This is a genomic window from Streptomyces sp. LN549 (assembly GCF_043203805.1).
Taxonomy (GTDB): domain Bacteria; phylum Actinomycetota; class Actinomycetes; order Streptomycetales; family Streptomycetaceae; genus Streptomyces.
In genome coordinates this window covers 5,246,998-5,257,447 of sequence record NZ_JAZHRI010000002.1, presented here as the reverse complement: position 1 = coordinate 5,257,447, position 10,450 = coordinate 5,246,998, and the positions used below count along the sequence as shown (strand labels likewise).

Sequence of the window (10,450 nt, the reverse complement as noted above, 5' to 3'; positions counted from 1 at the left end):
GGAGTCAGCGCCCAGCGGCGTACGGGACGAAACCCGCCCACGCGTCGTCGCCGAAGGTGAGCTGCGGCCCCGGCAGATTCTTCGAGTCGCGGACGTGTACCGAGTCGGGGGCTGCCGCGACCTCGACGCAGGAATCACCTTCGCTGCCGCTGCTGTAGCTGCTCTTGAACCACTTCAGCCCTGAAGCGTCTCCGGCAGAGGTCTCGCGGATCATGTCTCTCCCAGCAGTTGCTCGATGAAGGCCAGCGACTCCCGTGGCGCGAGAGCCTGGGCCCGGATCATCCCATAGCGCAGTTCAAGGATCCTGAGCTGCTTCAGATCGGACACCGGACGTCCGGCAAACGCTCCGTCCGAACGCCCCACCGCAGTGCCGTCCTCAAACTTCAATACCTCGACGCCGCCATCCATTCCTGCGTGGTCCTCGCGGCTGGTCGGCATCACCTGAATCTCAACGTTTCGCAACTGCCCTACTTCCAGCAGCCGTTCGAGCTGTCGGTGCAGCACTGCGGCACCACCGATGGGGCGGCGCAGGGTCACTTCCTCCTGCACGAAGCTGAGCGCGGGAGCGGGTGATCTCTCGAATACGCACCGCCTGGCCATGCGCCCGGCCAACACCCTCTCCACTTCGTCCTCCGAGTATGCGGGCCGCCTCATCTCAAACAGAGCCCGCGCATACTCTGGTGTCTGCAGGAGACCGTGGATGTTGTGGTTGCTGTACAACCCCATCTCGACCGCTCGCTCTTCCATCTTCGCCAGCTCCCGGATCTTCTTCGGGTACCGGACCTGGGCCACATCCCGCTTCATCGCGGCGATCTTGCCGCCCGCGCCCAGCACCTCGTCCGACCTGTCCAGGAACTCCGGCCGGGGGATGCGCCGCCCGCCCTCCACCTTGCGGACCAGGTCCTCCCCGTACCCGATCGCGGCCCCGAACTCGCCGGCGCGCATCCCGGCCGCATCCCGCCAGGCCTTGATCTGGCGCCCCACCGCGGCAACCACCGCAACACCCGACTCGTCATCCGGATCGACGTCCCAACCGGGCTCGTCCGCCCCGCCGCCGCCCTGCTCCGTACCGACCCCGTCCACACTCATCCGTGCCCCACTTCCGACGCGCGTGCCGTTTCTGCTCAACCGCCTCTGTTCCCCGCACGTCACTCCGGACAGCCGGGACAGCGCTGGACAAGCCCGGGACAATCACCGTACGCAAGGGCCATGTCACTGGGCACGGTACGCAGACGCAGCCACGCTGAGTGACGTGAACCAACAAACCGCCACCCCTCAACTCCGCACCACCGAACGCACGTTCACGGTGCTGCTCTCCCCCACCCGCCGGGGCGCCCGGCTCGCCCGTCTCCTCGCCGTGGCCCATCTCGACCTCTGGGGGCTGCCCTCGGAGACGGCCGCGCACATCGTCGCGGAGCTCGCCACCAACGCCACGGTCCACGGCCGGGTATCGGGCCGGGACTTCCAACTGCGCCTCACCGTCGGCCCGGGCAGCCGGCTGCGGATCGAGGTCACCGACACCCGGGGCGACCGCCTGCCCGCGACTTCGGCCCCCGACCCACTCGCGGAGAGCGGGCGCGGCCTGCTCATCGTCGAGGCACTCGCCGACCGCTGGGGCATCATCCCGGGGCCGGTCCCGCGCAAGACGGTGTGGGCGGAACTAGACCTCGTACCGTGACCGACTCCACCAGGTCGTGGATGCCCACGACCTACGCGGCCACGACCCGGTGAACCACGACGCGGCCACCCACGACGTCTAAAGACTTTTAAAGAACTCAGAGAAATAACCCCACCAAACCCGACCCCACCCCCGTCCTGACCTGCATCACTCGCGCGAGTGAACCTGGGCAACTGGGCTGGATTCGAGGCCGGTTGGTCGGCATATGCTCGCCGCGACAACCACAGAACTGAGACGGCCCCCGCCGAGACTGACAATCTCAACCGGGGGCCTGACCACGAGGAAGTTAGGGCTTCCCGAATGGCTACCCCGCAGGTTATCGCGCCCCCGTGCGCCCAGCCCGGCACTCGTGACGTCACGCCGACATCCGGCGTCATCCACGTCAACTCCCGCCACAGCTCCGGCTTCGTGATCATCGGCAACCACCTCGCCCAGCACCACGAACTCTCCCTCATCGCGATCGGGCTCGCCGTCCACATCCAGTCACTGCCCGCCGGGGCCAAGGTCGGCATCAAGGTGCTCACGGAACGCTTCCCGGAGAGCGAAGCCCGCATCACCGCCGCCCTCCACGAACTGGAAGCGGAGGGCTACCTCCACCGCAGCCGCGTACGCCTCCCCAGCGGCCGCGTCGTCACCCGCACGATCTCGTACAACAAGCCCGGAGCCACCGCGCCCACTCCACAACGAGAACCCCGACGGCAGGCGCCCACCGCGCCTGAGCCCGCACCCGCACCACCCCCTCCCCCGGTCGCGGCACCCGTCGCACCGCCGCTCCCCGCACCCGTCCACGTACCGGCTCCAACGGCCCCCAGGAAGCAGCCCCCGCCACTCCCCCAGCCCCACACACCCACGCCGGAACTACTCCGAATCGCCGAAGCCGTCCTCACCGACCTCCGCCGCCACGCACCCCAACTCACCCTCAAAGAAAAAGACATCCCCGCACTCACCCCCGGCGTAGCCGCCTGGCTCGAACGCGACGTTCACCCCGACACCATCCGCCACGCCCTCACCGACCAACTCCCCATCCCCGTCAAACACCCGGCGAAGCTCGTCCGCAGCCGCATCACCACCCTCCTGCCACCCCCACTCCCCGGCACCACCGACCTCACACCCCCACCCCGCCGCAAAACCACCGCCATCCCGCTCCAGAACTGCGACACCTGCGACCGCGCCTTCCGCGCCACCAACCCCGGCCACTGCCGCGACTGCCGAACCGCCACACACCCAGACCGGCACACAGCCGCCTGACGCCCACCCTCACCCCGAACGGACCCGCATGGTCAGCTCACCCCACGAAGCAATGCACCGCATCTTCCAGGAGTACCCCGGCCTCTTCTCCCGCGTCTCCGAAGTCCTCGGCATCGACATCCCGCCACCCACATCCGCGACCGTCCTGCCCAACGACCTCACCGAGAACAGCCCCATCGAACGCCGCGTAGACACCCTCCTGCGCATCGAGACGCAAGCCGACGGCCCCTTCCTCCTCGCCGTCGAAGCCCAAGGCAAGAAAGACCCCCGCAAAACCACCAGCTGGCCCTATTACGTCACCTACCTCCACAACCGATACGGCGCCCTGCCCGTCCTCCTCCTGGTCGTTTGCCAGGACCACGCCACCGCCCAATGGGCCGCCACCCCCATCACCATCGGCCTTCCCCAATGGCCCACCCTCACCCTCACCCCACTCGTCGCCGGACCCCACAACATGCCCATCATCAAGAACGTCGCCGAAGCCCGCAAAGACCTCGCACTCGCCACCCTCGCCGCCATCACACACGCCGACAATCCGGACGTCGATGCCATACTGAAAACACTCTCCGCCGCATTGCGCGACACACCCGAAACCCTCGCCGACCCCATCGCCGAACTCGTCGCACAAGGCCTCGGCAACCGCCAGGCCGCACAACAATGGAGGAACCTGGTGGCCGTGGATACCTCTTTCTACAAATCCTTCATGTCCGAAGAAATCCGGGACGAAGGCCGAGCCCAGGGCCGAGCCCAAGGCCAAGCCGACAGCCTCCTGCTGGTCCTGGACGTGCGCGGCATCGCGCTTACCGAAGAGGCCCGCGAGAAAATCACCGCCTGCACCGACACTCACCTCCTCCACCAGTGGCTCGAACGCGCCGCCACCGCCACCACCGTCGAGGAAGTCTTCGACAACGCCCACTGATCGGCCACGCCTCGCGGGGGAGCCCGGCTCCCCCGCTACCGCCCGAGGTCCCCACCCGCCTCCGGGTGCGCCTCGCGCCAAGCCGTCATCGAGCGGCCCCACTCGTCCCCGACAGCCCCGGTCACGCCCGAGCGACGGTGTGTCATGATCGGCGAAATCCGAGCCGTACGAGGGCGGAGAGGACAGGGGCGGGCAATGACCCAATGGCGTGCGTTGAGCGATACCGAGGTCATCGAACTTGCCGCGCGCTTGCGGTCGTTGGACTGCACCTGGGAGCTGGGGGCCACGCCGAGCTCCAGACGGTCCGCACAGTTCACGCGCCAGGCGCTGATGATCCGGCCGCGTTGGGATCTCCTCGACACCGGGTTCAAGCGGCCCGGCCGCGCCTCGTCCCGCAGCAGACGGGCGCAGGACGAGGGAATGGTCGAACGCGTGCGGCTGCGTCTGACCGACTACGCGGCTGACTGGGCCCTGTCCCAGGACGCGTTCGCGAGGATGGCCGCCGCGCTGCACACGTCGTTGGGCGCGCCGACGGACCGCAGGCCGGGCGCCCCCGCTGCGGTTCACTGGGCCGACCCCGACACCACCCTGGTCCTCGAACACACGGGAGACGCGGTGTACTTGGAACTGGTGACCAACAAGCGACTGTCCCTCGACGAGGAACTTCTGCGGATGGACGAGGAGGGGGTGCTGTGACGGGATGGGACGGGTTCGGTGAAAGGCTCGCCGAGCAGCTGACCCTGCTGAGCGCCGGATCGGTGCTGATCATCCGCGAGGGCGGAGGGACGGGCCGGTACGCGCAGTTCCTGCAGAGCGACGAAGGGATGGAGGCCGAACTGGTCGGTGATCACGGTCTCGACCCGGCGCTGCGCGCGGGAGAGGCGGGCTACCGAATGATCGTCGACGCGGGCTGGAAGCCGCCCCAGGACACCGCCTACGGCCACAACTGGTGGGCCGAGCTGCCCTGGCCGTCGCCGTCGGGCGCGTACCGCAATCTGGCGGGGATGACGGTGACCGGCCTGCGCGACGGCCTGCGGATCACCGGCCCGGAGGCACTGGTGTACGAGGCGTGGGACGGGCGCAGAGGCAATCGCGACCTCGTCCTACCCCTGCTGGGCCTCGACCCGAAAGGCTGACGAGGGGCGGCGAGCGGCGGCATGTCCGCACAGGACACGCGAGCACAGCGGCTGGCGCGGCTCGCCGCACAGGTCGACTGGTCGAAGGTGGCCGATCTCTACACCGGCGAGCGGTACGGCCCCGAGGTGCTGGCAGGCCTCTGGGCGACCGACCGCGTCACCGCCGACAGAACCTGTACGGATCTCCGCTTCGCGGCCATCGGCGACGGCAGCTCGGTGAGCGGGGCGGCCGCCGAGATACTGCCGTTTCTCGTCGAGGCGGCCCGGGATCCGGACGTGACGGTGCGCTTCGAGATCCTGCTGACGATCGCCGACATCGCCGGCACGGGCAACACCGCCCCGACGGCGAAGGTCGACCGGATCCTCGAAGGCAGGTGGCGGCCCACCGTCGACACGAGGTGGCCGGCCGCCTGGGAGCGGGCCGCCGAGGAGCTGCTGCCGCTGCTCGACGACAGCGACTACGCCGTCCGGGCCGGGGCGGTCCGTGCACTCGCGCAGTCCGCGGCCCACGCGGACTCCCTGATCACCCGTTTCCGTACACGCTTCGACGACGAGCCGGACCTCTGGTCGGCCGGGTGCCTCGTACTGGGCGTCGGCGAGCTCGCCCGTCACGCCACCCGGCGACGCGACGAGGCCCTCGCGTGGCTACGGCACCGTATGACCGTCGAGGGGAAGAGCGAGGAACCCGACATCGACGAGGACGTCGACGCCTGGCTCGCGTGGGACGAGGAGATCCGCCACGACGTCCGGCTCCAGGCGGTGGAGGCTCTGTGCCGCGCCCTGCCCGGGCACGCCGATCCCCTCTACGCCCCCGTCACCACCGCCGCACTGCTCGCCTCCTCGGCCGCGACGGCCTACCCGCCCGCGGAGTGCTTCTCCTCGCCGATCGACGTCATCACCGCAGCCGACCGACGGCTCGGAGCCGACCTGCCCGGACGGCTCGCCCTCGCGCACGCCCTGCTGCGCCACGGCGGCACCGATGAGCGCGCGGGTGGCCTCAGGATCGCCGCGTCCCTGATGTCCCGATGGCGCTCCGCCGTACCCGCACTCCTGCCTGCCGTGGCCGAGCGCGTGGGCGATGCACGTGCGGAGAACCGTGTCTTCGCTCTGCAGGTCCTCGCCATGTGCGGAGCCGCCGCTCGCCCTTGGGCCGACCTCGTCGCCACGCAGCTCACCCCGGCCGGCGAGCCCGACGAACTCACGTGGGAGCACGCCCTCTGGGCGCTGAGCCGGATGGGTGACGACCGCTGCGTGCCGTACCTCGCCGAACTGCTTCGCACCCGCGGCGATTTCGCCCACCGCCCCACGGGTTCGGCCGACCGTCGCTGGAACCGCAGCGACCTCAGCTTCGCCGAGGCGCTCGCCCCTTTCGCCGCACACACCGACGTACTCCTCGCCCCACTGGTGGCCCACATCAAGAGGACGGCGAAGCAATGGCATCCGTACTTCTCGATCCTGCAACAGTGGCACCGGGACGGGGCCGACGTCGTCCCGCGCCTGTTCGAACTCCTCGATGACGACGTGATGTTGACGGTCTCCGCGCACGCCCTGCTCCGCCCTCCCGGAGAGCCCGCGGCGGGGGAACAGATCGCGCACGACCACCGCTCCGACGCGATGGCCACCGTCCGGAGCCTGTGTCAGCTCCCCTCGGACCCCCGGCAGGCCGCACCGCTCCTGCACGCCCTCCTCGACGCGGACGAACGCCCTGTGCGCCACGACGACTGGCGTTCCGTCCGCGACGACGAAGCCCTGTGTGCGGCGGCCCGTGCGGCCCTGGCCGCCGTGTGATACCTCAGAGGTCCCCGCCCGCCTCCGGATGCGCCACGCGCCAAGCCGTCATCGAGCGGTCCCAATCGTCCCCGGACAGCACGGTGAGCGAGGCCGGGAACAGGCCGTCCTCCTCCTTGTCGATGTGCCGGTACAGCTCGTCGGCCGCCTCGCGCAGCCGTACGACGTCCTCGGCGCGGCTCAGATCGACCCGGCCGAGGAACGCGGCAAGTTATGAAGGGGTACCGCACACAGGCGCCCTACCCCCCGCCGCCCTCCTGGTCGGCGGTTTCGTTGGCGCAGTCGATCTCAGCCATGTGCTCCTCCGCCCACGTTCGCAGCCCCGCAAGCGCGGCTTCCAGGGACAGTCCGAGTCCGGTGAGCCGGTAGAAGACTCGCGGCGGCACGGTCGGTTCGACCCGGCGCGACACCAGCCCGTCGCGGGTCAGACTCCGCAGCGTCACGGACAGCATCTTCTGCGAAACGCCGGGCATCCGGCGCCTCAGTTCCGCGAACCGCACCTCGTCCGGTGCGGCATCGGCGAGCGTCTTGACTGCCATGGATGTCCATTTCGTACCGATGCGGTCCAGCAACTGCCGCGTAGGGCACTGGGGATCGAACAGATCACCCCGCACCCCGCGACCGGCAGCCCGGTCTCCTCGAGTGGTCACTTGTGGCTCACCACGTTCCCTGAAAGTGCCGTCTGGAAAGCGGCCGGGCGGTTACCTATCGTTTGGTGGTCACCCATGGTAACCAGCCGAGGAGCCATCATGCCGGCCACTGCCGCACACCGACTGCACCGCATCGCGACGAACGGCGTCCAGCTCAACGTCGCAGTCGCCGGGGACGGACCTGCGGTACTCCTGCTGCACGGCTTCCCGCACACCTGGCAGGTCTGGAGCGGCATCATGGGCCGACTGGCCGGGCACTACCGGGTCATCGCCCCGGACCTGCGGGGCTTCGGTGCCAGTGCCCGTGCCGTCGAGGGTTACGACGCAGGCACCCTCGCCGCCGACGCCGAAGCGCTGCTGGACGCACTGGGCGAGCCCTCGGCAGCAGTGGTCGGCATCGACGCGGGCACCGCCCCCGCCGTCCTGCTCGCGCTCCGCCGGCCCGGCCTCGTCCGGCGCCTGGTCGTGATGGAGGGACTGCTCGGCCGCCTGCCCGGAGCAGACCACCTCGTCGCAAGCGGCGCCCCGTGGTGGTTCGGCTTCCACGCCGTCCCCGGCCTTGCCGAGACCGTCCTGGCAGGCAACGAGGCCTCGTACATCGACTTCTTCCTCAACTCGGGGACGCTCGGGCGAGGAGTACCGGACGACATCCGGGCGGCCTTCGTCCACGCGTACACCGGGAGCGAGGCCCTGCGCTGCGCGTTCTCCTATTACCGGGCCCTGCCCACCAGCGCACAGCAGATCCAGGACGCCGTCGCGACGGCTCGGCTGACCATGCCCACCATGTCCGTCGGCTCTCAGCCCGTGGGCCCCGGGCTCGAACGCCAACTCCGCCCCATCGCCGATGACCTGGTCGGACACCATCTCCAGGACTGTGGCCACATCATTCCCCTCGACCGCCCCGACGCATTGTTCGCGCTCCTTGCCCCCTTCCTCTCCCCCGATCTGCCGAGGTGAGCCGTCTGCGCCCGACGTTCGGACGGGGTCACCACTGAACACCGTCCGGGTCCCGGGCGGCTGCCCCCCGGGCCGTGACGGCCCGCCGGACGCGCATCCGGCGAAACCGACCACCTCCACCACCGGCGGGAGATCGAGATCATTCCTCAGGGTTCGATCCCGGAGCATTACCGGCTGGACCGCGGCTCCGCAGACGCGCGCTCCACGAGTGGTCGGCTCACGTCGCCCGCCCTCTGGCAGACTCCCGTCATGCCTGTACGTACCACTCAAAGCTGGGCCCTGCGTCCCGCCACCCCCGGGGACCTCGAAGCCATCGTCGAGCTCCGGGCCGTCGTGATGCGCCCGGATCTGGTCCGCCTCGGACGCTTCGACGAACACCGGGTGCGCCGGCGGCTGCGGGACTCCTACCTGCCCGAGTACACCTCGGTGATCACCGCCGACGGCCGCTTCGGCGGCAGCGTCACGCTGCGCCCCTTCGAGGACGGCCACTGCCTGGAGAACTTCCTCCTCGCCGAGAAGCTCCAGGGGCAGGGCATCGGCTCGGCCGTCCTGAGCGTCCTGCTGGCCCGTACGGACGCCGAAGGGGTCCCGGTCCGCCTCAACGTGCTCCAGGGCAGCGCGGCCCGGCGGCTGTACGAGCGGCACGGGTTCGTCCTGGAGCGCGAGGACCCGGTCGACGTCTTCATGGTGCGCCGACCGCCCGTACCCACCGCCTGAGACAAGACGAAGGGCCCCGTCCCACCGCTTGCGCGGCGGGACGGGGCCCTTCTTGGTGCTCTTGTGCGGAGCTACCAGGTCAGACGCTCAAGTAATTACTTGAGGATCTTGGTGACCTGGCCGGCGCCCACGGTCCGGCCACCCTCACGGATGGCGAACTTCAGGCCCTCTTCCATGGCGACCGGCTGGATCAGCGCGACGTTCATGAGGGTGTTGTCACCCGGCATGACCATCTCGGTGCCCTCGGGAAGGGTCACAACGCCCGTCACGTCCGTGGTACGGAAGTAGAACTGCGGGCGGTAGTTGTTGAAGAACGGGGTGTGACGGCCACCCTCGTCCTTCGACAGGATGTAGGACTGCGCCTCGAACTCGGTGTGCGGCGTGACCGAACCCGGCTTGATGATGACCTGGCCGCGCTCGACGTCCTCGCGCTTGATGCCACGGAGGAGCAGACCGACGTTCTCACCGGCCTGGCCCTCGTCGAGCAGCTTGCGGAACATCTCGATGCCGGTGACCGTGGTGGTGGTCTTCTCGGTCTTGATACCGACGATGTCGACGGTCTCGTTGACCTTGAGGACACCACGCTCGATACGACCGGTGACGACGGTGCCACGACCGGTGATCGTGAAGACGTCCTCGATCGGCATCAGGAACGGCTTCTCGACGTCACGCTCGGGCTGCGGGATGGACTCGTCGACGGCCTTCATCAGGTCGAGGACGGTCTGGCCCCACTCCTTGTCACCCTCAAGAGCCTTGAGCGCCGAGACCTTGACGACCGGAAGGTCGTCGCCCGGGAACTCGTACTCGGAGAGGAGCTCACGGACCTCGAGCTCGACGAGCTCCAGGATCTCCTCGTCGTCCACCATGTCGGCCTTGTTCAGGGCGACGACGATGTACGGAACGCCGACCTGGCGGGCCAGGAGCACGTGCTCCTTGGTCTGCGGCATCGGGCCGTCGGTCGCGGCGACAACGAGGATGGCGCCGTCCATCTGCGCCGCACCCGTGATCATGTTCTTGATGTAGTCGGCGTGCCCGGGGCAGTCGACGTGCGCGTAGTGACGCGACTCCGTCTGGTACTCGACGTGCGCGATCGAGATGGTGATACCGCGCTGGCGCTCCTCAGGAGCCTTGTCGATCTGGTCGAAGGCCGAGGCCTCGTTCAGGTCCGGGTACGCGTCGTGCAGCACCTTGGTAATGGCGGCCGTAAGGGTCGTCTTACCGTGGTCAATGTGACCGATGGTGCCGATGTTGACGTGCGGCTTAGTCCGCTCGAACTTTGCCTTCGCCACTGGGTCCTCCTGCGGAGTGGTTCTGTACGCCTTGCTTCATCGGCGCCAGGTGATCTTTGCTGGGATGC

The 10,450-nt window shown here is 68.9% G+C and carries 12 protein-coding genes; 8 read left to right on the top strand and 4 right to left on the bottom strand.

Annotated elements, in window-relative coordinates; translation table 11 throughout:
- Positions 1–4: 4 nt before the first annotated feature.
- Together SH922_RS23915 and SH922_RS23910 are read right to left on the bottom strand one after the other, a co-directional pair.
- Entirely contained in the window at positions 5–214 is a 210-nt protein-coding gene (locus SH922_RS23915; protein ID WP_393059921.1) for a DUF397 domain-containing protein, read from the bottom strand.
- A complete protein-coding gene (locus tag SH922_RS23910; RefSeq protein WP_393059920.1) occupies positions 211–1,089 on the bottom strand; it encodes a helix-turn-helix domain-containing protein in 879 nt (292 codons plus the stop codon). Before SH922_RS23910 ends, SH922_RS23915 begins: the two co-directional genes overlap by 4 nt.
- Positions 1,090–1,252: 163 nt before the next feature.
- On the opposite strand from SH922_RS23910, the gene SH922_RS23905 reads away from it, so the two are divergent.
- From SH922_RS23905 to SH922_RS23880, 6 genes are all read left to right on the top strand, one after another.
- Complete coding sequence (locus SH922_RS23905) at positions 1,253–1,678, top strand: ATP-binding protein (RefSeq protein ID WP_393059919.1); 426 nt, start codon at positions 1,253–1,255, stop codon at positions 1,676–1,678.
- Between the two features lie 300 nt (positions 1,679–1,978).
- Entirely contained in the window at positions 1,979–2,926 is a 948-nt protein-coding gene (locus tag SH922_RS23900; RefSeq protein WP_393059918.1) for a helix-turn-helix domain-containing protein, read from the top strand.
- Positions 2,927–2,954: 28 nt separating this feature from the next.
- On the top strand, positions 2,955–3,845 hold the full coding sequence (locus SH922_RS23895; RefSeq protein ID WP_393059917.1) for a hypothetical protein: 891 nt from the start codon (positions 2,955–2,957) through the stop codon (positions 3,843–3,845).
- 195 nt (positions 3,846–4,040) lie between these two features.
- Positions 4,041–4,541, top strand: coding sequence for a DUF6301 family protein (locus tag SH922_RS23890; RefSeq protein ID WP_393059916.1), 501 nt, complete (start codon positions 4,041–4,043; stop codon positions 4,539–4,541).
- Complete coding sequence (locus SH922_RS23885) at positions 4,538–4,981, top strand: hypothetical protein (protein ID WP_393059915.1); 444 nt, start codon at positions 4,538–4,540, stop codon at positions 4,979–4,981. The genes SH922_RS23890 and SH922_RS23885 overlap by 4 nt, the downstream gene beginning before the upstream one ends.
- A gap of 21 nt (positions 4,982–5,002) precedes the next feature.
- Positions 5,003–6,769: a HEAT repeat domain-containing protein gene (locus tag SH922_RS23880; protein ID WP_393059914.1), complete on the top strand. Its 1,767-nt coding sequence runs from the start codon at positions 5,003–5,005 to the stop codon at positions 6,767–6,769.
- A 239-nt stretch (positions 6,770–7,008) separates the two neighbouring features.
- Here the strand turns inward: SH922_RS23880 and SH922_RS23875 are convergent, their stop codons facing one another.
- On the bottom strand, positions 7,009–7,419 hold the full coding sequence (locus tag SH922_RS23875) for a winged helix-turn-helix transcriptional regulator (RefSeq protein WP_393059913.1): 411 nt from the start codon (positions 7,417–7,419) through the stop codon (positions 7,009–7,011).
- A gap of 99 nt (positions 7,420–7,518) precedes the next feature.
- Here SH922_RS23875 and SH922_RS23870 point away from each other — a divergent pair, with 99 nt between their 5' ends.
- Both SH922_RS23870 and SH922_RS23865 read left to right on the top strand, forming a co-directional pair.
- Positions 7,519–8,376 carry an alpha/beta fold hydrolase gene (locus tag SH922_RS23870; RefSeq protein ID WP_393059912.1) on the top strand — a complete coding sequence of 286 codons (858 nt, stop codon included), beginning with the start codon at positions 7,519–7,521 and terminating at the stop codon, positions 8,374–8,376.
- A 249-nt stretch (positions 8,377–8,625) separates the two neighbouring features.
- Positions 8,626–9,093, top strand: a complete 468-nt coding sequence (locus SH922_RS23865; protein WP_393059911.1) for a GNAT family N-acetyltransferase — start codon at positions 8,626–8,628, stop codon at positions 9,091–9,093.
- 95 nt (positions 9,094–9,188) lie between these two features.
- Here SH922_RS23865 and tuf read toward each other — a convergent pair whose 3' ends face one another.
- Positions 9,189–10,382, bottom strand: a complete 1,194-nt coding sequence (gene tuf, locus SH922_RS23860; RefSeq protein WP_073732686.1) for an elongation factor Tu — start codon at positions 10,380–10,382, stop codon at positions 9,189–9,191.
- Between the last annotated feature and the right edge of the window lie 68 nt (positions 10,383–10,450).

What these genes read in the sequence shown, in the direction of transcription:
- SH922_RS23915 (WP_393059921.1), bottom strand. Translation starts at nt 214, where the DNA reads ATGATCCGCGAGACCTCTGCCGGAGACGCTTCAGGGCTGAAGTGGTTC.
- SH922_RS23910 (WP_393059920.1), bottom strand. Translation starts at nt 1,089, where the DNA reads ATGAGTGTGGACGGGGTCGGTACGGAGCAGGGCGGCGGCGGGGCGGAC.
- SH922_RS23900 (WP_393059918.1), top strand. Translation starts at nt 1,979, where the DNA reads ATGGCTACCCCGCAGGTTATCGCGCCCCCGTGCGCCCAGCCCGGCACT.
- SH922_RS23895 (WP_393059917.1), top strand. Translation starts at nt 2,955, where the DNA reads ATGGTCAGCTCACCCCACGAAGCAATGCACCGCATCTTCCAGGAGTAC.
- SH922_RS23890 (WP_393059916.1), top strand. Translation starts at nt 4,041, where the DNA reads ATGACCCAATGGCGTGCGTTGAGCGATACCGAGGTCATCGAACTTGCC.
- SH922_RS23880 (WP_393059914.1), top strand. Translation starts at nt 5,003, where the DNA reads ATGTCCGCACAGGACACGCGAGCACAGCGGCTGGCGCGGCTCGCCGCA.
- SH922_RS23870 (WP_393059912.1), top strand. Translation starts at nt 7,519, where the DNA reads ATGCCGGCCACTGCCGCACACCGACTGCACCGCATCGCGACGAACGGC.
- SH922_RS23865 (WP_393059911.1), top strand. Translation starts at nt 8,626, where the DNA reads ATGCCTGTACGTACCACTCAAAGCTGGGCCCTGCGTCCCGCCACCCCC.